We start from the raw sequence: 25540 nt of genomic DNA, 5'->3' as shown, positions 1-25540 counted from the left end.
ATGCGCCGCGTCCACTCGTCCTTCTGGGTCGCCGCCAGCCTCGCGCTGGTGCTGGTGGCGTGCGGCATCAAGGGCTCGCCCCGGCCGCCGAGCCCGCCTCCCGCGCCTCCCACGGAGACGCAGCCTCCGCCGCAGGAGCCCGGCAGGGGCCCCATCGAGCCGTCGGGGCCCTCCATCACCCCCTCCCCGGACGCGGGCACCTTCGCCCCGGGCTCCGAGACGCCGGGCTCCGAGGCACAGTGAACCACTTCAACTGGCGCAAGGGCGTGCTGCACGCTGAGGGCGTGCCGCTGCCGGCCATTGCCGACGCGGCGGGCACGCCCACCTACGTGTACTCCGCCGCCACGCTCACCCGGCACTTCCGGGTGGTGTCGGAGGCCTTCGGGAGCACGCCGCACCTCATCTGCTACTCGGTGAAGGCCAACTCCAACCTGGCCATCCTCAAGCTGTTCTCCGGGCTGGGCGGCGGCTTCGACATCGTCTCCGGCGGCGAGCTGGCTCGCGTGCGGCACGTGGGCGGCGACGTGGCGAAGACGGTGTTCGCCGGCGTGGGCAAGACGCAGCAGGAGATGGAGGCGGCGCTGGCCGCGGGCATCCTCCTGTTCAACGTGGAGAGCGCCGAGGAACTGGACGCGCTGGACGCGGTGGGCCGCCGGCTGGGCAAGCGCGCCCCGTTCGCGCTCCGCGTGAATCCGGACGTGGACGCGCGCACGCACCGCCACATCTCCACCGGGCTGAAGACGTCCAAGTTCGGCGTGCCCTTCGAGGAGGCTGTCGCCCTCTATGCGCGGGCGAAGAAGCTCAAGGGCGTGCGCGCGGCCGGGCTGGACTGCCACATCGGTTCGCAGCTCACCCGCACCTCGCCCATGCGCGCCGCGCTCACCAAGGTGGCCGGCCTGTATACGGCGCTGAAGGCGCAGGGCCACCCGCTGGCATACCTGGACGTGGGCGGCGGCCTGGGCATCACCTACACGGACGAGACGCCGCCGTCCCCCGAGGACTACGCGCGCACCGTGCTGGAGGCGACGCGGGACACCGGCGCGCACCTGGTGCTGGAGCCGGGGCGGGCGCTGGTGGGCAACGCCGGCGTGCTGCTCACCCGCGTGCTGTACCGGAAGCAGACGCCCGCCAAGCACTTCGTCGTGGTGGACGCGGGCATGAACGACTTGCTCCGCCCCGCCCTCTACGAGGCCCACCACGCCCTGCAGCCTCTGGTGAAGCGCCGGGGCAAGCCGGTGGAGGTGGACGTCGTGGGGCCGGTGTGTGAGTCCACCGACGTGCTGGCCAGGGCCCGGCCCCTGGTCCTCCCCCAGGCGGGCGAGCTGTACGCCTTCATGAGTGCCGGGGCTTACGGGATGAGCATGGCTTCCAACTACAACTCCCGACCCCGCCCGGCCGAGGTGATGGTGGACGGGGAGGCCTGGAGGGTCGTCCGCGAACGGGAGCGGGTCGAGGATCTCTGGCGCGGCGAGCGGGCCTGAACATATAAGCGCCGGCATGAAGACCTTCGAAGGCTCCATGACGGCGCTCGCCACCCCGTTTCGCGACGGGGCGTTCGACGAGCAGGCCTACCGGGCCCTGGTGCGCTACCAGATTGAGGGCGGCACCAGTGTCCTGATTCCGATGGGCACCACCGGCGAGTCCGTGACGATGACGGCCGACGAGCGGGCCCGCGCGGTGAAGGTCGCGGTGGAGGAGTCGAAAGGTCGCGTCGCGGTGGTGGGCGGTGGCGGCTCCAACAGCACCGCCGAGGCCATCGACAACGTGAAGCGCGTGCGTGAGACGGGCGCGGACGGCACGCTCATCGTCACGCCGTACTACAACAAGCCCTCGCAGGCGGGCCTGGTGGAGCACTTCCGCGCCATCGCGCGCGCGCACCCGGGCTTCCCCATCATCGCCTACAACGTGCCGGGCCGGACGGGCGTGGACATGCTGCCGGAGACGGTGCAGCGCCTGTGCGACCTCCCCGAGGTGGTGGCCATCAAGGAGGCCACCGGCAACCTCTTCCGCGCGCTCGAAATCCTGGAGAAGTGCGGCGAGCGGATGACGCTGCTATCCGGCGACGACTTCACCGTGCTGCCCTTCATCGCCTGCGGCGGCAAGGGCGTCATCTCCGTGTCCTCCAACGTGGCGCCGCGGATGATGGCGGACCTCGTCGCGGAGGCGCGCGCGGGGAATATCGCGAAGGCCCGCGACATCCAGGTGCGGATGAACAGCCTGCACCGGCTGCTCTTCGTGGAGTCCAACCCCATCCCGGTGAAGTGGGCGCTGCACGTGATGGGCCTGTTCGGCCCGGAGCTGCGCCTGCCGCTGGTGCCCATGAGCGAGCCGAACGCGTCGAAGCTGCGCGACGAGCTGCGCCACCTGGGCCTGCTCAAGAGCTGAGCCCCCACGCCACGCCAGGAGCGCAGCGCACATGATTCGCACCGTCATCACCGGCATCACCGGACGCATGGGCAGCACGCTGCTGCGCCTGGCGCGTGACGCGGGAGATTTACAGGTGGTGGGCGCCACGGAGCGTCCGGGCAGCGCCGCCGTGGGGCTGGACGCGGGGCTCGCCGCGCGGCTGGGCGCGCTGGAGGTCCGCGTGGTGGACGACCTGGGCCGGGCCCTGGATGCCGCGAAGGCGGACGTCGTCATCGACTTCACCAGCGCCGAGGTGAGCGTGGCCCACGCGAAGGCGTGCGCGGCGCGCGGCGTGGCGCTGGTGGTGGGCTCCACCGGCTTCACCCCCGAGTCCTCCGCGGCGCTGGCGGAGTCCGCGAAGGCCATTCCCATCGTCGCGGCGCCCAACATGTCCGTGGGCGTCAACGTGGTCATCCGCATGGCGGCGGAGCTGGCGCGGGTGCTGGGGCAGGGCTTCGACGTGGAGGTGCTGGAGGCGCACCACCGCATGAAGAAGGACGCGCCCAGCGGCACCGCGCTGCGGCTGGCGGAGGTGCTGGCCTCCTCGCTCGGGCGGTCGAAGGAGGACCTCACCTTCGCGCGCGAGGGAATGATTGGCGCCCGGCCGGCCAACGAGATTGGTGTGCAGACGCTGCGGGGCGGGGATGTGGTGGGCGAGCACACGGTGTTCTTCTTCGGCGAGGGCGAGCGCATCGAGCTGACGCACCGGGCGACCAGCCGCGACCAGTTCGGGCTGGGGGCGCTGCGGGCCGCGCGGTGGGCGGTGGGCCACGCGCCAGGGCTCTACGACATGGCCGACGTGCTCGGCTTCCAGAGGACTTCATGACGACCGCGCGCTACTGCCGCTTCCTGTACGAAGGCCGTGCGCACCATGGCCGCGTCGAGGGCTCCGAGGTGGTGGTGCTCTCCGCCGCGCCCTGGGCCGGAGCGAAGGACACGGGCATCCGCCGCTCGCTGTCCGCGGTGACGCTGCTGGTGCCCTCGGACGCGTCCAAGGTCGTCTGCATCGGGCAGAACTACCGCAAGCACGCGGAGGAGATGGGCAAGCCCGTCCCGCCCGAGCCGCTCATCTTCACCAAGCCCTCCACGGCCCTCAACGGCATGGGCTCGCCCATCCGGATTCCGAAGGCCAGCCAGGAGGTGCACTACGAGGCGGAGCTGGCGCTGCTCATCGGCGAGCGGCTGAAGAACGCCGACGAGACGACGGCCGCGCGCGCCATCTGGGGCCTCACGTGCTTCAACGACGTGACGGCGCGCGACATCCAGAAGCGCGAGGTGCAGCACACCCGCGCCAAGGGCTATGACACCTTCGCCTGCGCGGGGCCCTGGGCGGTGACGGGCCTGTCCCCGGCGGACCTGCGCATCGTCTGCCGGGTGAACGGGCAGGTGCGCCAGGACAGCCGGACGTCGGACATGATCTTCAGTCCCGCCCGCCTGGTGTCCTTCATCTCCCAGGTGATGACGCTCCTGCCTGGTGACCTGGTGAGCACCGGGACGCCGTCGGGAGTGGGGAAGCTGGAGGCGGGGGACACGGTGGAGGTGGACATCGAGGGAATCGGGACCCTGGTCAACCCGGTTGAGATTGAGCCTTGAGCGCCACCGTCTATGTCGGACTGGGTTCCAACGAGGGGGACCGCGAGAGCCACCTCGTCGCCGCCTTGACGGCACTGTCCCGCATCGACGCGGTGGCGGTGCTGAGCTGTTCCTCTCTCTTCGACAGCGCCCCCGTGGGGCCGCCGCAGCCGCGCTTCCTCAACGCCGTCGTGGCGCTGGAGTGCGGCCTGCCCCCCCAGCGGCTGCTGTGCATCCTTCAGCAGATTGAGAAGGACCTGGGCCGCCAGCGCGAAATGCGCTGGGGACCGCGCACCATCGACCTGGACATCCTCCTCTGGGAGGGACAGGTGGTGGCAGACCCCACGCTCCAGGTGCCTCATCTGGAGCTGCACAAGCGCCGCTTCGCGCTCGAGCCCCTGGCCGAGTTGGCCCCGCACCTGAAGCACCCGGTGCTGGGCATCACCGTGAAAGAGCTCCTCGGGAAACTCGCCCCGCAGGATGTCCGCAGGAGCGAGGCCACCTGGTGGCCCGAAGCGAGCTACTCGAGCAACGACACATGAACCTGTCCCTCGCCCTGGCCACGGCCGCGCTGCTCGCCGCCGAGCCCACCAACCTGCCCGCCGGCCACCCGCCTGTCCCCCCGGGGACCGAGGCCTCGCCGGCCACCACGCCCGCCGCCCCTGGTGCAGGCCGCATGCCCGAGGGGCACCCCGCGGTGGACGGCGCCGCCGCGGCGCCGCCGGGCGAGCTGCCTCCGGGCCACCCGCCCATGTCGGGCACGGGGCGCGCGCCGCCGTCCGCGGAAGAGCTGCTGCGCCAGCTCGACACCACGGAGGGGCTGCGCGAGCGGGAGAAGACCTTCGAAATCGCCGCGTCGCTGGGCCGGCTCTACTACGTGAATGGCCGCCACTCGGACGCCGCCACCTACCTGCAGCAGGCGGAGGCCCGGGGGAAGGCGACGCGGGAGCTGTTCCTCGCGCAGCGCAAGAAGCTGGGCAAGGCGGCGGTGCCCTCGGCGGAGGCCGCGGGGTGTGGCTTCTCGCAGGGCATGGCGGTGGACGCCATGACGGCGGTGGCGCAGGAGCGCGCGAAGAAGGGTGACGTCCCGGGCGCCGCGGCGTGCGCGCGCGCGGCGCTGGCGCCGGTGCTGGACGTGACGGTGATGCGGGCGAACTCGCTCTTCCTCACGGGCGACCTGGCCGGAGCGCTGGCGGCGTATGCCGGCGTGCTGGACGTAGACCCGACGCACGAGGAGGCCCTCTACTCGCGCTCGGCGCTGCTGTTCGAGACGAAGGGCGAGGACCTGGCGGCGCTGAAGCAGGCGCGCGAGGGCTTCGACGCGCTGGTGGCCGCGCACCCGGACTCGCCCCGGGCGGAGATGGCGAAGCGGCTGAGCAAGACGGTGGAGGAGACGGTGAAGGCGGGCGGGCGCAAGAAGCTGCTCGCCACGCGCGCGGAGGACCGGCGCATCCGCCTGTCGCAGGCGGCGGCCCCGGGCACCGACGCGCCGCGCCCGCTGTCGCAGGAAGCGATTGAGGCGGTGCAGAACACCGAGCGCACGCCGGAGCTGGAGCAGGGCCTGGCGAAGCTGGTGGAGGAGGGCGAGGAGCACCTGGCGCGCGGGCGCTTCCAGGAGGCGCTCGCCAACTACACGCGCGTGGTGCCCTTCCAGCCGGAGAACGGGCGCGCGAAGGCGGGCATGGCGTGGGCGCTGGTGGGCCTGGGCCGTCCCATGGCGGCGCGCGTGTGGGGCGTGGCCGTGCAGTCGGACCCGGCGGCGGTGGAGAAGCTCGGCGACACCCTGAAGACCAAGGGCGACGCCAAGGGCGCGAAGGCGCTCTGGGAGAAGCTCGCCTCCGACGCGCCGGACTACTCGAACAAGGCGGGCCTCCAGGCGAAGCTGACCCAGTAGGCGCGGGCCCGGGGGCCGGCTCGTGGGCCAGCCCCCGGTGTGTTGCGGTCCTCAGGGCTCCTCGGTCTCGGGCGCCGGCGTCACCTCGCAGGGCCACCACGCCGGAGGATTGGCCCGGTCATCCCACCGTCCGTAGAAGATGTCGTGCAGGGCGTAGCGCCGCAGGTTGCCGCCCCTGCAGAACAGCTCCGGGTGCTCGTTCACCGTCAGCGCCTCTCCCTCGACGTCGAAGGAGGTGGAGCAGAACGAGGTGGTGCTCGCGGCCGGCGGGGTGGCCGGCGCCTGCTCCGAAGCGGGCATCGCGTGGTACTGCTCGCAGGCGAGCTGCGGGAAGGACTGGTGGTCCGGGTTCACGATCATGTTCAGAGACACCCGGCCCCGCTTCACGAAGCACCCATCGAAGACCTGCCCCTCGCCTTCAGGGCCGTTGGAGTACTGGTAGGTCGCCACCGAGTAGCCCTGCGGAGGCTCCGGGCACGAGGCGAGCTTCTGGTGGAGCGGGTGGAGCGCTCCCTCGCGGTAGACAATCCAGTGGAACTCCAGCGACTCGGCCGTGTGGCCCTCCTGGTAGCCGATGACGGTGTCGATGCGGCTCGTCGCGGTGGGGCTGATGGTGTCGAGCTGGCCGTTGCCGTTCTCGTCCACGTAGACCACCACCGAGGCGAGGCCCAGGCGTGAGCCCGGCTCTCCATTCAGCACGTTGGCGGGAGGCAGCTTGTTCACGGGGAGCCGCACGGTGGTGGGGCTGCGCGAGTGGATCTTCACGTCCATGGTCTCGCGCGTGTACTCGTACGGCGTGTCCAGCGAGAAGCACCTCCGGTTGTTGCCGCCGGGCGGCAGGTTCTTCAGGCACTCCAGCGTGCTCTCCGGGTAGCGCTCCCAGATGAGCGCGGCCCGCAGCTTCTTCGCCCGCGCTTCGTCGAGCGCGGCGGAGGAGACGAAGGTGCCCTCGACGTCGAGCAGCACCTCGTCCTCCGCCCCGTCGCCCAGCACCTCGCCGCAGCCCGACAGCGTCAGCCCCAGCGCCAGCATTCCCGTCGTGAGGGTTCTCCGGACCATCCGTGTCGCCATGTGCTCCTCCCGTTCATTCGTGTGGTGGATGCGCACCGGGCCGGTGGCGCCCGAGTCCACTCCAGGAGTCGTTTCCTCGGAGCGGCTCGGGCCTCGCCGGCCGGTGCGACAGTGGAGACGCGGAGGGGGATTTGCGTGGGACATCGGCTCGGGAATGCATGCCTCACTGGCCCCAGGTGCAGCCCACCAGCAGCGTGGGCACGGGTTGCAGGCGGAGCTGGTCGTCCTCGCGCACCAGGCTTGCGTGGCCGCCCATGCGCGCGAAGAGGCCAGCGCGGGCGCCGAGGGGAAGCTCGGCGGAGAGCGCCGCGAATACAGCCGCGCCTGCGCCCGTGCGCAGCCTCGAGGCGGACAGGCCCAGGCTGTCGCGCCGCTCCGCCTCGAGGCTGCTCGCGCGCTGGAGGACGCCGAGCACGCCCACGCCCACGTGGGCTCCCGTCCAGACCCTCTCGAGCGAGCCCGCCACACCTACGCCGCCCCAGGCACCGAGCTCCAGCTGGTCCAGGCGGAGCGCCGCGGTGGAGGCCCGGCTGGCGCCCAGCGTGAGTCCACCGACGAGGGAGGGCCCCGTGCCGCCGGACGCCTCGCGTGCGAGAAACACTCCGGCCTGGGGGCCCCAGCCTCCCGCCGGCGTGGAGGCGCGACTCACGCCCAGGCCGGCCTGCCTCCGCCAACCAGCGCCCTCCAGGAGCGCGCCCTTGCGCTGGTGCAGGGCCAGCGTGCGCACCTCGAGCGACTCGGGCTGGAGTCGCTGGCGCTCGCCCCAGGGCAGGTACACCCGGCCGTAGAGGACCTGGGCACCGCGCCGGACCTGGACGCGGTAGCGGCCGGCGGGCAGCGCCACGCGCACGGTGGCTTCCGGGCGGGGCTCCACCTCGGCCATGACCTGCAGGGTGCGCTCCTCCACCAGCACCACGCTGTCGCCCACGGCGGGTGGCAGCTCCAGCTGGGCTTGAGAGCGCTCCAGCGCGGTGAGGAACAGGTCGCCTTCGCCCGCGAGCTGGCTGGAGAGCTCCGGGTGCTGCACCGCCGCGGTGGAGCCGTGCGAGCCCGCGAGGGTGCGGTGGTAGACGTGGCGGTAGGCCTCCGCGAGGCTCACCCGCGCGTCACCGTCCACGTCGGCCGCGCCGCGCAGGCCCGAGACCAGGTGGTGCGTGAAGTACGAGCCCTGGAGGCTGTCGGACTCCTGGGCGACTTCGTGGGCGCCGGCGGAGGTGATGAGGACCCGGCCCTCGGGGCCCACCTGGCGCACGAAGGACACGTCGAAGGCGGGCGCGGACTTCATGCCCTTGGAGCGGCCACGGACCATGGCGCCGCTGTGGCAGGCGTCGAGCACGGCGATGGTGACGGTGGTGGGGATGTCGGCGAGCAGGCGCTGGAGCTCGGCGAGGGGCAGGGGGGCTCCACCCAGGTGCAGCGCGGTCTCGTCGCCGTGGCCCGAGTAGAAGAAGAACAGCAGCGTGCGCTCGCCCATGCGCCGTGCTTCCTCGATGCGCCCGCGCACCCGGGCGAGGGCCAGCCGCACGGTGGCCGGGTCTTCGCCTCGCAGGAGGATGCGGCGGTCCTCTGGCACACCCCCGAGCTGGCTGAAGAGCGTGTCCATGCGCTCCGCGTCGCGCTCCGCCCAGCGCAGGGGCTCGTCCGTGCCCCGGCCGACGTTGTGGCCCACGCTGAGCGAGAAGCGGCTCTCCGCGTGCGCGGGCACCGTGGCCAGCAGGGCTACCGCCAGGGCCACGAGCGGCAACCCCAGACGCCTTCGTGCTGTCACGCTCGGTCCGCGAAGGAGCTTCGAATCCGTCACCACGGCTGCTCCTTGGGGAGCTCCCGCAGCGAGTAGCGGGTTCCTGGCAGAGGCTCCGGGCGTGGCGGGAAACCCGTGCCGTGAGTGGCTTCCCGTGCCCAGCGGAGCACGTCCTCGGGCGAAGGTGCGTCTTCCGTCTTTTCGGCGAGCACCATGACCAGCGCCTCGCGCTCGGGGGCGGCGTCGAGCTCCAGGCTGCCCGGGAGGACCAGCCGCCCGGGCTCCATCTGCACCGCGCCGCCTGTCTGGTCGAAGCCGTGCAGGGGTGTTGCCCGCCCGTGGTCACTGAGTCCCACGACGTAGAGTGTCCCGCCCTCCGCGTCCTCCACCTCCACTCGTACCCTGTCGCCCGGGCGCAGCACGACACCCGGCGCGTGCTCGAACACGGTCTCTCCCCGCTTCACGAGCACCCGCGCCGTCAGCCCGCCGCGCACGCGCACCGTGTCGCCCTCGCCCGTGGTCGCGGGCTGGCGCACGGCGACGATGACCAGCAGCGAGCACAGCCCGAGCGCGGGGAGCGCCCACCGCAAGCCCGCGCCCCGGCCGAATACGCTCCTCGCGTGGCCGAGCAGACCTGTGGCCCGACCCGATACGCCCGACCTCCGCGCTTCGATGCGCGCACCCACCCATGCGAAGGCGCGGGCGTCGGCGAAGGCGCGTTGCTCGGCTCGTCGGTGCTCGAGGTGCGAGGCGAGGGACGGCGAGGCGCGCGCGGCCTCCTCCACACGCTGGGCCTCGTGCGGGGGCAACTCCCCGCACAGGTAGCGCTCAATCAGCAGGTCCGGCACTCCCGGAAAGCGGGGCAGGGAGGGGGAGCTCATGCGGGGGCGGTTCCTTTCCGCGGGACGGCGCTGGGGACGTCCAGCAGCCGTCGCGCCGTATCGAAGAAGGACTGGAGCTTGCGCTGCACCGTCTTGCGGGACACGTCGAGCAGCGAGGCAATCTGCTCCTGCTCCAGTTCATCCAGGAAGCGATGCGCGACGATGCGCTGCACGTCCTCCGGGCAGTGGGCGAGCACGTGGCGCACCAGGTCCGCGTCCACCAGCAGTCGCTCCAGCGCATCATCCGGAGCGACGCCGAGCCCCACGGAGGGAGCTCGGAGCGTCAGTGCGCTGGCGGCCTCGGTGCGGCGCCTGCGCAGTACCGAGAAGCACTGGCGGTCGGCCACCGTGAGCAGCCAGGACAGCGGCGAGCTGGCACTGCCCACCTGTCCGAGGTGTGCGTGGGCGCGCAGGAACACCTCCTGCGTCATGTCCCACGCCAGCGCGTCATCGCCCAGCAGCCGACGGCAGCGCCGGTGAACGGCCTCACCGTAGCGGCGGTAGTAACCCTCGGTTCGCGCGACCTCGTCTTCCGGCTCGCTCAAAGCCCGTCCTCACGTTGCCTCCGACATCGCCCGGCATTCTTCTCCAGCAGGGCGAAGAGGCCCGGAGGTGGAGACGCGTGAGCAACTTTCCGTGGGACATTCCGCGGAGCACCTTGACACCGCGGCATGGGAAGCGGCGGCACCGCCCCCAGGCCCGGGGTACATCCGTTCGGCGGCCCGGCCAGCCCCGGAGGCAGGAAGGAACGTTCATTCCACCCGGCGGTGCGTCTCGCCCGACTCCGGAGGCAGGAAGGAACGTTCATTCCACCCGGCGCCTCGTCCCCTGGATGGCCCTGGATGCAGGAAGGAACGTTCATTCCACCCGGCGGCGAAGGCTCGCTGCCGGGGGGGGCGGTGAATCGGCGTCGTGCCTGCTTCACTCGGCCTTGTCGGCTGATTCAGGCCACGCTCGCGCGCCCCGCCCCCGCCGGACGTCAGACGAACTTCGCGGCCAGCAGGTCCTGCACGTCGAGCAGGCCCACGGCGCGGCCCTCCACGTCCACCACGGGGAGCTGGTCTACCCTCAGCTCGCGCATCTGCGCGGTGGCGGCGAGCACCAGCGTCTCCGGCGTCACGCAGCGGGGGTGCTTCCCCATGACGTCGCGCACGGGGATGGTGAAGTCGGTGAGCCCGTCCTCCACGCGGCGGCGCAGGTCTCCGTCGGTGAAGATGCCCACCAGCTTCCCGGCGCGGTCCACCACGCACGCGGCGCCCGGCCGGCCCGGCGTCTTCGTCATCACCCCCACCACCTCGGACAGGGGCGCGGTGTCGCGCACCAGCGGGTTGGCGGGGCCGGAGCGCATCAGCTCGAAGACGCGCTGCACGGAGCGCCCCAGCTTCCCGCCCGGGTGCAGCAGCGCGTAGTCCTCCGTGCCGAAGGGCCGCGAGCGCAGCACCGCCATGGCCAGCGCGTCTCCCAGTGCGTGCAGCGCCGCGGTGGACGCGGTGGGCACCAGCCCCATGGGGCAGGCCTCTTCAATCGGGCCGATGTCCAGCACCACCTCGGAGCCGCGCGCCAGCGGGCTCTCCGCGTCGCCCGTGAGGGCGATGACGGGCGTGGCCATGCGCTTGAAGGCGGGCAGAAGCCGCACCAGCTCCTCGGTGGAGCCGCTGTTGGACAGCGCGAGGATGACGTCCCCGCGCGCCACGCGGCCCAGGTCTCCGTGCACCGCCTCGGCGGGGTGGAGGTACACCGAGCGGATGCCCGTGGAGGCCAGCGTGGCGGACAGCTTCTGGCCGATGTGGCCCGCCTTGCCCATGCCCGTCACCACCACCTGGCTCTTGCACTCGCGCACCAGCTGCACGGCGCGCAGGAACGCGTCCCCCAGTCGCTCGGTGACGCCGAGGATGGCGCGGGCCTCGGCCTCCAGCACGCCCCGGGCGTAGGCGAGCGTGGCCTCGGTTTCGGGGACGGAGGCAGGTGCCTGGGCAGGGCGGCCGGGGAGCGCGCGCAGGCGAGGCTTCTTGGCGACGGAGCGGGGGGAGCGGGCCATGGTGACGGCCGGAACTTCTACCCTCCGGCACCCCATGGTGGCCACCCTTGACGCGTGGGGAGGCATCGATTACGCGCCTGCTCGCCTGGCCTGCCAAGGCCGGTCACATCCACCTTCATTCATCGCAGCAACTTCCCAGGAGAAGGACGAGATGAAGTTCTTCATCGACAGCGCCGACGTCGAGGAGATCCGCAAGGCCCATGCGATGGGCTGCGTGGACGGCGTCACTACCAACCCTTCGCTCCTGGCCAAGGTGGGACGCGGCCTGGAGGAGACCATCCGGGAAATCTGCTCCATCGTGGACGGCCCCATCAGCGCCGAGTGCGTCTCGCTGGAGGCGGACGAGCTGGTGAAGGAGGGCCGCGGCCTGGCGAAGATTCACGACAACGTCGTCGTGAAGATTCCCATGGGCGTGGAGGGCATGAAGGCCGTCAAGGCCCTCACCGCCGAGGGCATCCGCACCAACGTCACCCTCTGCTTCTCCGCCAACCAGGCCCTGCTGTGCGCCAAGGCGGGCGCCACCTACGTGTCGCCCTTCGTGGGCCGGCTGGACGACATCTCCCAGGACGGCATGGACCTCATCGCCCACATCCTGGAGATCTACCAGAACTACGACTTCAACACGCAGGTGCTGGTCGCCAGCGTGCGCAACCCGGTGCACGTGCTCCAGGCCGCGCGCATGGGCGCGGACGTGGCCACGCTGCCCTACAGCGTCATCACCCAGCTGGCCAACCACCCGCTCACCGACGCGGGCATCAAGAAGTTCCTGGCCGACTGGGAGAAGGTCCCCAAGGCCGCCAAGCCCCCGGCGGCCAACAAGTAGTCCGCCCGGAAGGCCCCCGGCAGCCTGCCCGGGGGCCTGTTCCACCCCCGGGCGTGTGGGAGCGAATCCCCCACCCCGCGGAGGCGGCTTCGGGCTGGCGATTTCGCGGCGCGGCATGTATTCGTTGACTCCCGAGTCAACGAGTCGACCGAGTCACGAGGAGTCGCATGGAATTCCAGCTCACCGACGACCAGCGCGCCCTGCAGGAAGCCGCGCGCAAGTATGCCCGCGAGGTCGTCCGCCCCAAGGCCGCCCACTACGACGAGACGGCCACCTTCCCCAGGGACTTGCTGTCCACCGCGTGGGAGCTGGGCCTCTTGAACATGGCCATCCCCACCGAGTACGGCGGCGTGGGCCTGTCGCACCTGGACCAGACCATCGTCGCGGAGGAGCTGAGCTGGGGCTGTGCTGGCGTGGCGACGTCCATCATCGCCAACGACCTGGCCAACCTGCCCATCATCCTCCACGGCACGGAGGACCAGAAGAAGCGCCTGCTGTCCCACTTCGCCGAGCGCGTGAAGTTCTCCTCCTTCTGTCTCACGGAGCCGGAGGCGGGCAGCGACGTGGCCAGCATGCAGACGACCGCCGTGCGCGACGGTGACCACTACGTGCTCAACGGCGCCAAGTGCTTCATCACCAACGGCGGCCAGGCCGAGCAGTACACGGTGTTCGCCACGGTGGACAAGGCGAAGAAGCACAAGGGCATCACCTGCTTCGTGGTGGAGGGCCGTCCCAAGGGCCTCACCCCCAGCAAGCACGAGAACAAGATGGGCCAGCGCGCCAGCGAGACGGTGTCGCTGACCTTCGAGGACGTGCGCGTCCCGGTGGCCAACCGCATCGGCGAGGAGGGCCAGGGCTTCGCCGTGGCCATGGCCACGCTGGACAACAGCCGCCCGCTCACCGCCATGTTCTCCGTGGGCATCGCCCGCGCCGCGCTCGAGTACTCCATGGAGTACGCCAGCCAGCGCAAGACGTTCGGCAAGCCCATCATCGAGCACCAGGCCATCCAGTTCATGATTGCCGACATGGCCATGAACACCCACGCCGCGCGCATGCTCACCTACGAGAGCGCCTGGCTGCTGGACGAGGGCAAGCGCAACACCCTCCAGTCCAGCTACGCCAAGTGCTTCGCCGCGGACATGGCCATGAAGGTCGCCACCGACGCCGTCCAGGTCTACGGCGGCTACGGCTACATCAAGGAGTACCCCGTGGAGAAGCTGATGCGCGACGCCAAGCTCATCCAGGTCTACGAGGGCACCAGCCAGGTCCAGCGGCTCGTCATCGCTCGCGAACTGTTCAAGTAGAAAAGCAGAACTGTGTCCGGCGGCCGTTTCCCATTGCCGCCGTGACACTCGGATGCCTATTAACCCAGACCGTTCGCGCGCCGCGTCAAGGCGCCCCGCACGGACTGTTTTCCAGCCTTCAAACGCCTCCTCGGTAAGGAGAAGCACCGCCGTGAAGATCCTCGTCACCGCCAAGCGCGTGGAAGACCCTGAGTCGAAGATCAAGGTAAAGCCGGATGGCTCGGGCATCGTTCAGGAGGGGCTCAAGTACAAGATCAACCCCTTCGACGAGATTGGCGTCGAAGAGGGCCTGCGCCTGGTGGCGAAGCACCAGGGCGAAGTCGTGGTGGTGTCCATCGGTGGCAAGGAGGTGCAGGAGCAGCTCCGGCACGCCCTGGCCATGGGCGCCCACCGCGCGGTGTGGGTGAACCACACGGGCCCGCTGGACCAGCTCGCCATCGCCGGCCTGCTCCAGAAGGTCGTGGAGAAGGAGAAGCCGGACCTCGTCATCCTCGGCAAGCAGTCCATCGACGACGACCAGAACCAGGTCGGCCAGTACCTCGCCGAGTTCCTGGGCTGGGGCCAGGCCACGTTCGCCTCCAAGGTGGAGTCCGCGGAGAGCGAGCAGGAGAAGAACAAGGTGCCGGCGCTCGTGGTCAGCGCGGACGGCAAGAGCGTGCGCGTCATCCGCGAGGTCGACAACGGGCTGGCCACGGTGGAGTGCCAGCTGCCGGCCGTCGTCACCACGGACCTGCGCCTCAACCAGCCGCGCTACGCCAGCCTCCCCGGCATCATGAAGGCCAAGAGCAAGCCCATTGAGGAGCTGACGCCGGCCAAGCTGGCCGTGGACGTCACCCCGGCCATCCAGGTGCTGAAGATGTCGGCCCCCCCCGCGCGCAAGGCGGGCATCAAGGTGGCGGACGTCCCGGCGCTGGTGGAGAAGCTCCACAACGAGGCGAAGGTCGTCTGAGCGGCAGCCCGCGCTCCCTCCTACGGAACGAACCTTTCAGAGATACGGAGTCACGCAGATGCCAACTGTTCTCATCATCGCCGAGCAGCAGCCGGACGGCAGCCTCCGCAAGGCCACCCTCAACGCCATTGGTGCGGGCAAGCAGCTGGCCGAAAAGGCCGGCGGCGAGCTGCACATCGCCCTGGTGGGCAAGGACCCCGCGAAGGTCGCGGACGAGCTCAAGGGCACCGGCGCCAAGGCCGTGCACGTGGGCGCCGCGCCCGAGCTGGAGCACTACCTCGCCGAGACGTACGCCCCGGCCCTGGCCGCGCTGGTCCAGGAGCTGAAGGCGGACTACGTGGGCATGGCCTCCACGGCGCAGGGCAAGGACCTGATGCCCCGCCTGGCCGCGCGCCTGCGCGCCGCCATGGCCACCGACGTCATGGCCTTCAACGGCGGCGGCGCGGACATCACCTTCACGCGCCCCATGTGGGCCGGCAACGTCTTCGCCGAGGTGAAGCTCACCACGCCGGTGAAGGTGTTCACCCTGCGCGCCACCGAGTTCACCGCCGCCGCCGGTGGGGGCTCCGCCGAGGTGAAGACCTTCACCCCGAAGGTGGAGGCCTCCAAGACGAAGTTCGTCGACTTCAAGGAAGTGAAGAGCGCCCGCCCCGAGCTGACCGAGGCGCGCGTCGTCGTCTCCGGCGGCCGTGGCACCAAGGGCGACTTCAAGGAGATCGAAGCGCTGGCGGATGACCTGGGCGCCGCGGTGGGCGCGTCCCGCGCGGTGTGCGACGCGGGCTGGGTTCCCAACGACTTGCAGGTCGGCCAGACGGGCAAGGTGGTGGCTCCGGCGCTCTACATCGCGGCGGGCATCAGCGGCGCCATCCAGCACCTGGCGGGCATGAAGAGCTCGAAGACCATCGTCGCCATCAACAAGGACCCCGAGGCCCCCATCTTCCAGGTGGCGGACTACGGCATCGTGGCGGACCTCTTCAAGGTGCTGCCCGAGCTGCGCGCGGAGCTGGGCAAGCTGAAGTAGCACCCGGCACGCTGACGCTGCACGCGAGGGGCGGACGTGGGGACACTCCCCGCGGCCGCCCTTTCGCTTTTCCCGAAGGCTACAGCTCGATGTCGCTGCCGCCCTCGCGCGGAGGCGCCTCTTCCTGCGCGCCGTCGCGGCCCGGGGGCTCGTCTCCCAGGGGCAGCTCCGGCGGGACGGGGGCCTTCGGGGTGGGCGGCGGGAAGTCCTCCGCGGGCGCGTCCCGGGGGGCCGGGTTCGCCACGTCCCGCAGGTCGATGCGGGTGCCGTCCTCCAGCTCGACTTCGAGGGTGGAGTAGCGCCACGGGCCGCCGTCGTCCTGCTCCGCCTCCACGTGCAGGGTGCCGTCGGCCTTGGCGCCGTCGAGGGGAATCGAGTACTTCGCGCGGGTGCGGCCGTTGTTCTTGTGCACGAAGGACTCGCGGGGCCAGTCGACGTCGATGGGCGGGCCCAGCCGGGCGCGCACCTCCTCGTCCGACGTGGCGATGGCCTCCGCTTCGGTCCGCGGGGGCCCCTGGAGGATGGAGGTCAAGCTCGTGCCCACGAGCATGGCGCCCAGGCAGCCGCACGAGGCCAGGACTCCAAGGCACCCCACGGGCACCATCCACTTCCAGTTGCGGCTCCACCAGCCCCGCTGGGGCGCCATCGAGCCCTCCGGCATCCTGTCCATGGATGTGTTCTTCCTCCGTGCCCGAACGGCAGGCGAGCGGCCCCCTCATATCCGGCCCTGGACGGGGCAGGGTAGACCCGGCCAACACTCCGCCCGGGGGCCGTTGGTGTGTGAACCGGGCAACATGTAGATTCCGCGCGTGCTCCACAGGGCCGGTGAGCACGGGGGACTCGGCCGGGCTCGCGCCCCCTGACTGGAGAGGTACGTGGTGGTTCCCTTCCCCCGAGAGACGTCTGCATGGGCGACCTGATGGAGGCCGTGCCCCGGCTCCACCCGGCGGCCGCGGTGCAGCGCGTGCGCGGGCAGCTGGTCGTGCTGGGGCCGGACGAGACGCTTCACACCTTCGAGGACGACACCACGGGCACGGTGTCCGAGGTGGCGGAGCGAATCGTGGAGCTGGTCGACGGCCGCCGGACGGTGGGGGACATCGCCGCGGTGCTGTGTGAGGAATTCGAGGTGGAGGGGGCCGTGTGCCGACACGACACGTCCCGCTTCGTGGCGCTCCTGGTGGAGCGACAGGTGCTGGTGCTCGGCGCGACAGCGGCCGGGTCCTCGGCCCCAAAGAGGGAGTGAGAGGCTCATGCATTCAGCGGGATGGAAGTGGCTGCTCGCGGTGGTCGCGGTGTGCACGTTGGCCGGGTGTCCGGGAAAGCCGCCGGTGGAGTCGAAGCTGGAGGTCGCCTTCGACAAGCCGACGGAGGGCCAGACGCTGACGTCGGCGGATGACGCGGACCCGGCCTCGGATGGCTTCCAGTACGAGGTGGTGGCCACGGCCCGTGACACGGCCGGCCGCGCCTTGAAGCTGGAGCGCGCCACGCTGGAGCTGCGCCAGGCCGCCACGGAGGAGTGGATTCCGGGGCCGCCGGCCGTCATCGACGGCGCCACGGCGCGCTTCCCGGCCGCGCAGCTGCGCGTGCCCGCCACCGAGCTGCGCGTCTCCGTGGTGGAGCAGGGCTCGCGGCGCACGGCCACGAAGACGTCCACCGTGCAGGTGAACACGACGCCGCCGAGCGTGAGCCTGACGGTGCCCACCGAGGGCCAGCTGCTGAACGCGGCCGCCGACGCGGACGCGGCCACGCCCGGCTACCAGGTGCGCTTCACCGTGCAGTCCTCGGGGCTGACGGGCCGGACGGGCACGCTGCGCTGCGAGGGCGCCTGCGGCCTGCCGGAGACACCCTTCACGGTGGCCTCGGGTGGGACCACGGAGTTCCTGGCGACGCTGGGCACCGCGGCCTGTGAGACGGAAGCGTCCTGCGTGGCGGTGGTGGATGACCGGGGCGCCGACGTGACGTCCGCCGCGCGTCGCTTCCAGGTGGACTCCGCGCCGCCGCAGGTCAACGTGACGGCGCCCGTGGTGGAGGCGCTCGGCCCCGCCGGGGACGCCTCCAACGCGGAGGGCTACCAGCTGCGCGTCAGCGCCACCACGTCCGCGGACGTGGGGCAGGACGGGGTGCGGCTGGTGCTGGGCCCCGCGGGCGAGGCCGTCTCGCTGACGCCGGTGGATGGCGCGGTGACGCACGACTTCACCGTCGCCAACACGGGCGAGGCGACCTACTCGCTGACGTTCACCGCCACGGACGATGCGGGCAACACGTCCACACAGACGCGCGACGTCATCGTGGACCTGGTGGGGCTGGCCATCACGCTGGAGACGCCGGCGCAGGGCAGCACCCAGGAGGTGCAGGCGCTGGGGCAGGGTGTGCCCGTACGCGTGCTCGTGACGAGGGGTGAGCAGCACACCGTGCGTGTCTTCTCGAAGGTGGGCGCGGCCGCGGAGAACCTCGTGGGCGAGCTGTCGGTGTCGGGCGGGGTGGCGGAGGGCGCGGTGGGGCTCCCGCTCGGCTCGCAGACGGTGTCGGCGGAGGTGACCGACGCGGTGGGCAACGTGACACGGGACAGCTCGACGGACGTGCTCGTCCGCGTGGCCTCCTGTGCGGTGGCGCTGACGGCGCCCGCGGGCGAGTCCGTCCGCCTGCTGGCCCGGGACGACCGGGACCCGGCCACGGCGGGCCTGCAGTACCGCCTGGAGGGCCGCGCGCCCGGCTGCCTGGGCCGCTCGGTGTCCCTCACCCGGCAGGGCGCCCCGGGCGCCGCGCCGACCACCACGGTGGACTCGGCGGGTCGCTTCCTCTTCGACGTGACGCTGGATGATGGGGCCTCCACGCGCTTCACCGCCGCCGCGGTCAACGTGCTCGGCGAGCGCAGCGAGGACTCGGTGGACGTGACGGTGGACATCACCGTACCGGTGCTCACCGCCGTCATCCCCGCGGCCACCACGCTCTTCTTCGTATCGGCCAACAACGCCAACCTCTTCCCGGTGGCGACGCCGACGCCGGGCTACGTGGCGGACCTGGAGGCGGGTGGCGACGCCACGGCGGACTTCCAGGTCACGGTGAGCCAGGCCGCGGGTGGCAGCATCCAGTTCTTCTACCGGGACCAGCCGGTGTCGGCCGCCGTGGCCGTCGTCGAAGGCGCGCCGACGGCCGTGCGCGTGACGCTGCCACACAACACCTCCGGCACGCTGGAGCTGCGGGTGACGGACCCGTCCGGCAATGAAGTCCGCCGCGCCGCCACGGCCACCGTGGACGTGGTGCCTCCGGCCCCCATCAGCGTGACCCGCCGCGAGCTGACGAACGCGCGCGCGGCGACGGTGGAGGTGGAGTGGACGGCCAGCGGGGATGACGGCGCTTCGGGCACCCCCGCGGGCTATGACCTGCGGTGGACGACCAACGCCCAGGCGCCCAACGGCATCGACGGCTACGCCACGTTCTTCAATCCGCAGATGGCGAAGCAGGAGGGCGGGGCGCTCCGGCCCGCCGGCCAGACGCGCGCCACGTTGACGGTGCCGCCGCTGGCGCGCTACTCCATCGAGGTGACGGCCCGCGACGAGCTGGGCAACTTCGCCGCCTTCACGCCGCAGCCGGTGGCCCAGCAGATTCGCAACCTCTGGCGGCAGGTGACGCTGGCCAACCCGGTGCTCACCGCCGGTGGCTATCAGACCTACCAGTCGGGCCGGGGAGACCTCAATGGCGACGGCCGCCAGGACCTGGTGGTGGGCGCGGCGACCACTGCGTCGATAGGCTCGGCGTACGTCTACTACGGCGCGGCCGACCTGGTGGCGCAGCCGCCCCTGCGGCAGACCGTCGACACGACGGGGAACACCGGCCAATTCTTCGCGACGGACTTCGACCTGGGGGACGTGGGCAACGCCACGGTGGACGACCGGGTGGACGACCTGGCCATCGGCGCGCGCGCCTGGAGCGACCCTGCGGGGGCCAGCGGCCGGGGGCGCGTCTTCCTGTACCTCGGCCGTCGTGGCCAGGTGCTGGACCTGGCGGATGCCCTGGAGATTCGGGGGACGCGCGGCGTGTCGGGCAACTTCGGCGGCACCGTGAAGATGATCAGCGACCTCAACGGCGACGGCCTGCGGGAGCTGGCCATCGCGGCGCACAACGAGTCGCCGGGCCGGGTGTTCATCTTCTTCGGCCGTTCGCGGGACGCGTGGCGTGCGCTGCTCCGCGAGGACCTCGACACCACGCAGACGTGCAGCAGCGGGGTGGGCTGCATCATCCCGGCTGCCCTCGCGGACGTGAAGATCTCCGGCGACGCGGGCATGGCCTTCTTCGGCCGTACGCGTGGCTATGCCCGAATGGGGGACGTGACTGGCGACGGTGTGCCCGACTTCGCGATTCCGGGCTCCAATGACCGGGTGAACCGGGTGTGGCTCTTCTCCGGAGCCCAGGCCACGTCGGGTGCCAACCTCAACCTGACCCATGCGTTCACGTCTGTGACGGGCTTGGCTGTTTCTACCCCCACCGGCGCCAACAGTGGTTTCGGCGCCGAGGCCGTAGGTGACGTAAATTTGGTGGGCGGCTCCACGGCCGACCTGTTGGTGACGCAGCCCAAGCTGGACCGCATGTTCCTCTTCCGCGACGGCAACTTCTCCGCTGCGCCAACCATCTTCAACGGCACGGGGCAGTTCGGGAGTGCGGTGCGCGCGGGCGACCTCAATGGCGACGGGCGGCCGGATCTCATCATCGGCCAGAACCGCACGCCCTCGTCCGCCTACTTCTTCTTCAGCAAGGGGGGAGAGGCAGACGAGTTCGACGTCACGCAGGGCGTGGGCTTCGCCCAGTCCATGCTGGAGCCGCTGGGCATGCAGGGAATCACCGTAGGCGTGCTCGACTTCAACGGGGACGGACTGCTGGATGTCTCCGTGGGCGACATCGCCACCAACGGTGGTCAGGTTGTGGTCTATTACTGAGCTGAGGATGCCCATGAAGCCGTCGACGGACCCCAAGACCCGCCCCTCCCCGAAGAAGGCGTATGTCCCCCCTCGGGTGCGCTCTGAGAAGCTGCTCGTCCCGGACCTTTTCCAGCCCAGCGGCTGCCAGCCCGACCCCGAAACCGGGCAGTGTTGAGCCAGGGAGGCGGGCATGCGGCTGCGGTTTGGAGACTGGGGCGTGGAGGTGGACGCCCGGCTGCTCTCCCGGACTGCTGAGCGCTGCACGCTCGCCCCCTTCGAGTCCCCCGAGGCGCCCGTCCACCTCTCCGTGAGGGTGGGCGGCGTGCCGGCGGGAGAGGGCGGACCGCTGGACCCCCGGCGTCCCGCCGGGCCCCGCTTCGCACTCCAGGGAGACACCGTCCTGGTGGAGCCCCCGGCCGACGCGCTCGACACGGAGCTGGCGCTGCGTGTGGCGCTCCAGCTCGCCACGCTGAGGCAGGGAGGGCTGCTCCTGCATGCGGGAGGCGTGGCCTTCGGCACCGCCGGGGTGGTGGCCCTGGGCCCCAGCGGCGCGGGCAAGTCCACCTTCACTCGGCTGTGCGCGGGCGCGGGCGCGAAGGTGCTCTCCGACGAGGTCATCGCGCTCTATCCAGACGGGCACGTGGAGGGCAGCCCGTTCTGCTCGGACCTGGACCTGCCCTCGGCGCTGCCCCGTGCGCGGCTCGCGGCGTTGCTGCTGCTGGAGAAGGGAGACGCGGAGCGGCTGGCGCTGGTGCCCGCGCGCGAGGCCCTGGCCGCCCTGGCGGGGCAGGTGTTCCGCCCGCTGCTGGGAGAAGTGACTCCGGCGGACGTGCTGCAGCGGCTGTCCGCGCTGCTGGAGCGCACGGCGGCCCGGAAGCTGACGTTCCGCAAGGACCCGGCCGTGGCGGGCTTCGTGGAGGAGTGGGTGCATGCCGCCGCGGAAGCCACCCTCCACTGAGGTGCTGCTGGACGTGCTGGAGTCGCTGCCTCCCGGGCAGCGGCTGTGGGTGCGTGGCGCGGGGCGGAGCCTGTACCCCCTGCTGCGCAGCGGGGACTCGGTGCGGGTGCTGCGCTGCGGGCCCGGGCAGCTGGCGCGCGGGGACGTGGCGCTGATGCGGCGTGGACGTCAGCTGGTAGCGCACGTGGTGGTGTCCACGCGGCCCTGGCGGACGGCGGCGCTGCTGGGGAGCGAGGACCCGCCGGGCGGCGTGACGCTGGGGCGGGTGGTGGCGGTGCGGCGCGGGCAGTGGGTGCTGCCGCTGCCCCGGCCCTTCCGCCCGGCCCTGTGGGTGACGCAGCAGACGCTGGCCCTGGCGTGGGCCCGGCCCGGGACACGGGTAGTCTACCGACGCGTGCGGGACTTCTTCTTCTCCGGCTGGTCGAGGCCGCTGCGGCGTGCGCTGGTGGGACCGCTGGAGGTCCGCCTGCTGCACGTGGACGACCTGGACGCGCTGCTCGTCTTCGCGGGCGAGCGGCTGGTGGTGTCCTCCGGCTTCCTCCGCCGCCAGCTCCGGGAGCGGTGGGGGCTCGCCGAGCCGCACCGGCGGGGCGCCGCGGCGGGCGCCTTCGACGCGCAGGGGCGGATGCATGGCTTCGCCTGGGTGGACTCCTATCGCCAGGAGGCGCTCCCGCTGGACGGCGTCTGGGTGCGCTCGCTGGTGGTGGCGCCGCAGGTCCGCCGGATGGGCGTGGCCACCCGCCTGCTGACCTGCCTGATGGACGAGGCCCGGCGTCAGGGTGAGCCTCGCGTCCAGGCGGACATCGACGACGACAACAGCGCCTCGCTGCGCACCTTCGGCGGGCTGGGCTTCCGACCCGCCGCTCCGGAGCTCACCCGGCGCACCAACCAGGCCTGGGACGCGGCGGGCCGGACCAAGGCCCTGGTCGTCCTGGAGAAGGACCTGACGGTGTGACACGCGGTGGGTTGCGTTGTCGCCGCGCCTGGGCCAGAAGCAGCCTCCTCCCCGGCACTCCCTCGGCTCGTAGCGCCCCATGAACACCTCGACTTCCGACACGCTGGGCGGCAGCCCGTCCCGTCCGGCGCGCGTGCAGCGCCTCCAGGCAGACGGCGCGCTGGCGCTCATCACCATCTTCTGGGGCGTCACCTTCGTGGTGGTGAAGGACGCGCTGGGGTACGGCGACCCGTTCTCCTTCCTCACGCTGCGCTTCCTCGTGGGCGCGGTGGTGCTGAGCGCGCTGGCGGGGCGGCAGGTGCTGGCGCCCCAGAACCTGCGGCGCGGCGCGGTGCTCGGCGCGTTCCTGTTCGCGGGCTTCGTCATGCAGACGGTGGGGCTCACCTCCACCACGCCGTCGCGCTCGGCCTTCATCACCGGGATGAGCGTGGTGTTCGTCCCGCTGCTGTCACTGGTGCTCTTCAAGCGGGTGCCGAAGGCCACGTCGCTGCTGGGGGTGGTGCTGGCGGCGGTGGGGCTCTACTTCCTCACGCGGCCGGACGTGGGCGCGACAGGCGGCGGGCTGGCGCGGGGTGACGTGCTGACGCTGGGCTGCGCGGTGGCGTACGCGTGCCACATCACCCTTACGGAGCGCTATGCGCCGAAGGAGGGGGTGATGGGGCTGGTGGCGGTGCAGCTGTGGAGCGTGGTGCTGCTGTCCGCGGCGTGCCTGCCCTTCGTGACGCGGCGGGTGGAGTGGACTCCGTCGTTCGTCGGGGCCGTGCTCGTCTGCGGCGTGCTCGCCAGCGCGGTGGCCATCAGCGTGCAGACGTGGGGACAGGCGCGCACCTCGGCGGTGCGGGCGGCGGTCATCTACTCCATGGAGCCGGTGTACGCCGCGGCGTACTCGGTGGCGCTGGGCTACGAGGTGCTGGGCGCGCGCGAGTGGGCGGGCGGCGGCCTCATCCTCGTGGGCGTGCTGGTGTCGGACGTGGGTGCCGCGGCCTGGACGTGGTGGCGCTCGCGGACGGCGTAGCGGCTGGACGTGCCAGGGCAGGCGCTGGCGGGCCTCGTTCCGTGTGGGCGCTTCACGGACTCCGAGTGGGACGCGGACGCCGTCCTCCCTGGGAGGTGGGCCTGCCCTGCGGGCGGGCGGGCGGGGAGCGGAAGTGAGGAGGGCCCCGCGCGCGCGGACGCGCTATATCCCGGGGCCCTGCCATGAGTGTGGAGCTCCGCCGAAACGGGATGCACCTGACGGGCACCCAGCTGTCCCTGGATGCGAAGCGCAAGTCGCCGCTTTGCTTCGTCAGTCATGGGCACTCGGACCACATCGCCCGGCATGAGCGCACCATCGCCACGGCGGCCACGCTGCGCTTCATGACGCACCGGCTGGGCCCGGTGAATGCGCCCCTGGCGGTGCCCTACCGGCAGCCCTTCGAGCTGGGCCCGCTGGTGCTGGAGCTGCTGCCGGCCGGGCACATCCTGGGCAGCGCGCAGCTGCGCGCCATCCGCGCGGATGGGAAGCGCATTGTCTACACGGGTGATTTGAACGTGGCGCCGTCCCTCACGGCCGAGGCGACGGAGGTGGCGGAGTGCGACACGCTCGTCATCGAGTCCACCTTCGGCCACCCGCGCTACCGCTTCCCGCCGCGCGCGGAGGTGATAGGGCAGGTGGAGGCGTGGGTGCGAAAGCAGCTCGAGCGGGGCGCGGTGCCCGTGCTGCTCGGCTACCCGCTGGGCAAGAGCCAGGAGGCGATGAAGCAGCTCGCAGACCGGGGCTTTTCGCTGGTGGCGCATTCCTCCATCTACGAAGTCGCGCAGCTCTACGCGGAGCTGGGCGTGCCCATCGAGAACCTGCGCCTCTTCAGCGGCAAGGTGGAGCCGGGCGAGGTGCTCTTCATTCCTCCGCACCAGGCGCGCGGAGGTGCCCTGGCGCACCTGTGGCCCCGCGCCACGGCGGTGCTGACGGGCTGGGCGGTGGACCCGGGGGCGGCGCGGCGCTACGGCGCGGACGTGGCCTTCCCGCTGTCGGACCACGCGGACTTCCCCTCGCTGCTGTCCTACGCGAAGGCGACGGGCGCCAACGAGGTGATTACCTGCCACGGCTTCGCGGAGGAGCTGGCACAGGCGCTGCGCGACGCGGGTGTGGATGCACGGCCGCTCGGGGGCAAGCCGCAGCAGCTCACCCTGCTCTGACGCGCGCGGAGCACAGGAGGCCGGGCCGGGTTAGAACGGGGCCATGGCCCGTACTCCTCCAGCGCTGGTCGGACGCACCGTGCGCGTCCTCGTCTGCACCGAGCAAAAGAGCTTCGTCACCCATGACCTGCCCGAGGTGCGGCTGTCCTTCGAGGGCATCGAAGGGGACAGGCACGCGGGGCTGACGCGCCTGTCGGACGTGCGCACGCCGTGGTTCCCCAGGGGGACGCCCATCCGCAACACGCGGCAGCTCTCGCTGGTGTCCACCGAGGAGCTGGCGCAGGTGGCGCACGCGCTGGAGCTCCCGCGCGTGCTGGCGTCGTGGCTGGGGGCCAACCTGGAGGTGGAAGGCATCCCCAGGCTGACGCAGCTTCCGCCGGGCACGCGGCTGTTCTTCCCCGAGGACGCGGTGCTGGCGGTGGAGGGGGAGAACGAGCCGTGCACCGGCCCGGGGAAGGTCATCGAGGGACACCATCCCGGAATCCCAAAGCTGGCGAGCCGCTTCGTGAAGGCCGCCTGGGAGCGCCGGGGCCTGGTGGCCTGGGTGGACCGGCCCGGCGTCATCCGCGCGGGCGACGCGGTGCGGGTGATGCTGCCGAAGCCCGTGACGTATGTGCTGCCAGGAAGTCCTGTGAACAGAAAGGGCCAGCTGAGCTGAGGGCGTGAGAAAAAATTAACGATACTGATGCGTCCGATGGATGCATAAGCTCCGCAGTGCGAGCATGACTCGCCATGGCGGGGAGCAGACGGCCGCGAGTGCGTGTGCTCCGGCCGAAACGGACTCAGGTGCTCGCGGCTCGGACGTACGAGCAGTTGGTTGACCGCGGTCATCCGGT

General features: G+C 71.5%; 24 protein-coding genes. 18 read left to right on the top strand and 6 right to left on the bottom strand.

Going from position 1 to position 25540, the window contains the following annotated elements:
* Genes lptM through LXT23_RS43965 form a run of 7 tightly spaced genes read left to right on the top strand, consistent with a single transcriptional unit; the run spans position 1 to position 5872 of the window.
* Entirely contained in the window at positions 1 to 243 is a 243-nt protein-coding gene (gene lptM / locus LXT23_RS43995) for an LPS translocon maturation chaperone LptM (RefSeq protein WP_253986504.1), read from the top strand.
* Positions 240 to 1481: a diaminopimelate decarboxylase gene (gene lysA, locus LXT23_RS43990; RefSeq protein ID WP_253986503.1), complete on the top strand. Its 1242-nt coding sequence runs from the start codon at positions 240 to 242 to the stop codon at positions 1479 to 1481. The genes lptM and lysA overlap by 4 nt, the downstream gene beginning before the upstream one ends.
* A gap of 16 nt (positions 1482 to 1497) precedes the next feature.
* Positions 1498 to 2385, top strand: a complete 888-nt coding sequence (gene dapA, locus LXT23_RS43985; RefSeq protein WP_253986502.1) for a 4-hydroxy-tetrahydrodipicolinate synthase — start codon at positions 1498 to 1500, stop codon at positions 2383 to 2385.
* Between the two features lie 31 nt (positions 2386 to 2416).
* Entirely contained in the window at positions 2417 to 3232 is an 816-nt protein-coding gene (gene dapB / locus LXT23_RS43980) for a 4-hydroxy-tetrahydrodipicolinate reductase (RefSeq protein WP_253986501.1), read from the top strand.
* Positions 3229 to 3999, top strand: a complete 771-nt coding sequence (locus LXT23_RS43975; protein ID WP_253986500.1) for a fumarylacetoacetate hydrolase family protein — start codon at positions 3229 to 3231, stop codon at positions 3997 to 3999. The genes dapB and LXT23_RS43975 overlap by 4 nt, the downstream gene beginning before the upstream one ends.
* Positions 3996 to 4520 (top strand): 2-amino-4-hydroxy-6-hydroxymethyldihydropteridine diphosphokinase, encoded by a 525-nt coding sequence (gene folK, locus LXT23_RS43970; RefSeq protein ID WP_253986499.1) that lies wholly within the window; start codon positions 3996 to 3998, stop codon positions 4518 to 4520. The genes LXT23_RS43975 and folK overlap by 4 nt, the downstream gene beginning before the upstream one ends.
* Positions 4517 to 5872: a tetratricopeptide repeat protein gene (locus LXT23_RS43965; protein WP_253986498.1), complete on the top strand. Its 1356-nt coding sequence runs from the start codon at positions 4517 to 4519 to the stop codon at positions 5870 to 5872. Before folK ends, LXT23_RS43965 begins: the two co-directional genes overlap by 4 nt.
* 51 nt (positions 5873 to 5923) lie before the next feature.
* On the opposite strand, the gene LXT23_RS43960 is transcribed toward LXT23_RS43965, so the two are convergent.
* The 5 genes from LXT23_RS43960 to LXT23_RS43940 form a co-directional block, all read right to left on the bottom strand.
* A complete protein-coding gene (locus tag LXT23_RS43960; protein ID WP_253986497.1) occupies positions 5924 to 6943 on the bottom strand; it encodes a hypothetical protein in 1020 nt (339 codons plus the stop codon).
* A gap of 163 nt (positions 6944 to 7106) precedes the next feature.
* Positions 7107 to 8678 (bottom strand): caspase family protein, encoded by a 1572-nt coding sequence (locus tag LXT23_RS43955; RefSeq protein WP_253986621.1) that lies wholly within the window; start codon positions 8676 to 8678, stop codon positions 7107 to 7109.
* A 62-nt stretch (positions 8679 to 8740) separates the two neighbouring features.
* On the bottom strand, positions 8741 to 9565 hold the full coding sequence (locus LXT23_RS43950) for a hypothetical protein (RefSeq protein WP_253986496.1): 825 nt from the start codon (positions 9563 to 9565) through the stop codon (positions 8741 to 8743).
* Positions 9562 to 10110 carry an RNA polymerase sigma factor gene (locus LXT23_RS43945; protein ID WP_253986495.1) on the bottom strand — a complete coding sequence of 183 codons (549 nt, stop codon included), beginning with the start codon at positions 10108 to 10110 and terminating at the stop codon, positions 9562 to 9564. Before LXT23_RS43945 ends, LXT23_RS43950 begins: the two co-directional genes overlap by 4 nt.
* Before the next feature lie 434 nt (positions 10111 to 10544).
* A complete protein-coding gene (locus tag LXT23_RS43940; protein WP_253986494.1) occupies positions 10545 to 11603 on the bottom strand; it encodes a KpsF/GutQ family sugar-phosphate isomerase in 1059 nt (352 codons plus the stop codon).
* A 151-nt stretch (positions 11604 to 11754) separates the two neighbouring features.
* Here LXT23_RS43940 and fsa point away from each other — a divergent pair, with 151 nt between their 5' ends.
* From fsa to LXT23_RS43920, 4 genes are all read left to right on the top strand, one after another.
* Entirely contained in the window at positions 11755 to 12426 is a 672-nt protein-coding gene (gene fsa, locus LXT23_RS43935; RefSeq protein WP_253986493.1) for a fructose-6-phosphate aldolase, read from the top strand.
* Between the two features lie 167 nt (positions 12427 to 12593).
* Positions 12594 to 13730 (top strand): acyl-CoA dehydrogenase family protein, encoded by a 1137-nt coding sequence (locus tag LXT23_RS43930; protein ID WP_253986492.1) that lies wholly within the window; start codon positions 12594 to 12596, stop codon positions 13728 to 13730.
* A 151-nt stretch (positions 13731 to 13881) separates the two neighbouring features.
* A complete protein-coding gene (locus tag LXT23_RS43925) occupies positions 13882 to 14679 on the top strand; it encodes an electron transfer flavoprotein subunit beta/FixA family protein (RefSeq protein ID WP_253986491.1) in 798 nt (265 codons plus the stop codon).
* Between the two features lie 58 nt (positions 14680 to 14737).
* A complete protein-coding gene (locus LXT23_RS43920) occupies positions 14738 to 15700 on the top strand; it encodes an electron transfer flavoprotein subunit alpha/FixB family protein (RefSeq protein WP_253986490.1) in 963 nt (320 codons plus the stop codon).
* A gap of 79 nt (positions 15701 to 15779) precedes the next feature.
* On the opposite strand, the gene LXT23_RS43915 is transcribed toward LXT23_RS43920, so the two are convergent.
* Positions 15780 to 16370: a cytochrome c oxidase assembly factor Coa1 family protein gene (locus tag LXT23_RS43915; RefSeq protein WP_253986489.1), complete on the bottom strand. Its 591-nt coding sequence runs from the start codon at positions 16368 to 16370 to the stop codon at positions 15780 to 15782.
* 237 nt (positions 16371 to 16607) lie between these two features.
* Between LXT23_RS43915 and LXT23_RS43910 the strand changes: the two genes are divergently transcribed.
* The 7 genes from LXT23_RS43910 (at position 16608) to LXT23_RS43880 (ending at position 25362) form a co-directional block, all read left to right on the top strand.
* The gene (locus tag LXT23_RS43910) at positions 16608 to 16943 is read left to right on the top strand and encodes a PqqD family protein (protein ID WP_253986488.1); all 336 of its coding nucleotides are present in this window, start codon (positions 16608 to 16610) and stop codon (positions 16941 to 16943) included.
* Between the two features lie 7 nt (positions 16944 to 16950).
* Positions 16951 to 20634 (top strand): FG-GAP-like repeat-containing protein, encoded by a 3684-nt coding sequence (locus tag LXT23_RS43905; protein ID WP_253986487.1) that lies wholly within the window; start codon positions 16951 to 16953, stop codon positions 20632 to 20634.
* 172 nt (positions 20635 to 20806) lie between these two features.
* Complete coding sequence (locus LXT23_RS43900) at positions 20807 to 21574, top strand: potassium transporter TrkH (protein ID WP_253986486.1); 768 nt, start codon at positions 20807 to 20809, stop codon at positions 21572 to 21574.
* Complete coding sequence (locus LXT23_RS43895; RefSeq protein ID WP_253986485.1) at positions 21546 to 22529, top strand: GNAT family N-acetyltransferase; 984 nt, start codon at positions 21546 to 21548, stop codon at positions 22527 to 22529. The genes LXT23_RS43900 and LXT23_RS43895 overlap by 29 nt, the downstream gene beginning before the upstream one ends.
* A 79-nt stretch (positions 22530 to 22608) precedes the next feature.
* Positions 22609 to 23544, top strand: a complete 936-nt coding sequence (locus LXT23_RS43890) for a DMT family transporter (protein ID WP_253986484.1) — start codon at positions 22609 to 22611, stop codon at positions 23542 to 23544.
* A 182-nt stretch (positions 23545 to 23726) separates the two neighbouring features.
* Positions 23727 to 24704: an MBL fold metallo-hydrolase gene (locus LXT23_RS43885; protein ID WP_253986483.1), complete on the top strand. Its 978-nt coding sequence runs from the start codon at positions 23727 to 23729 to the stop codon at positions 24702 to 24704.
* Positions 24705 to 24747: 43 nt separating this feature from the next.
* Positions 24748 to 25362: an MOSC domain-containing protein gene (locus tag LXT23_RS43880; RefSeq protein ID WP_253986482.1), complete on the top strand. Its 615-nt coding sequence runs from the start codon at positions 24748 to 24750 to the stop codon at positions 25360 to 25362.
* Positions 25363 to 25540 lie beyond the last annotated feature (178 nt).

The sequence above is a fragment of the Pyxidicoccus xibeiensis genome, assembly GCF_024198175.1.
Taxonomy (GTDB): Bacteria; Myxococcota; Myxococcia; order Myxococcales; family Myxococcaceae; genus Myxococcus; species Myxococcus xibeiensis.
The sequence above is the reverse complement of the archived record's forward strand: the minus strand, read 5'-3'. Positions and strand labels throughout refer to the sequence as shown.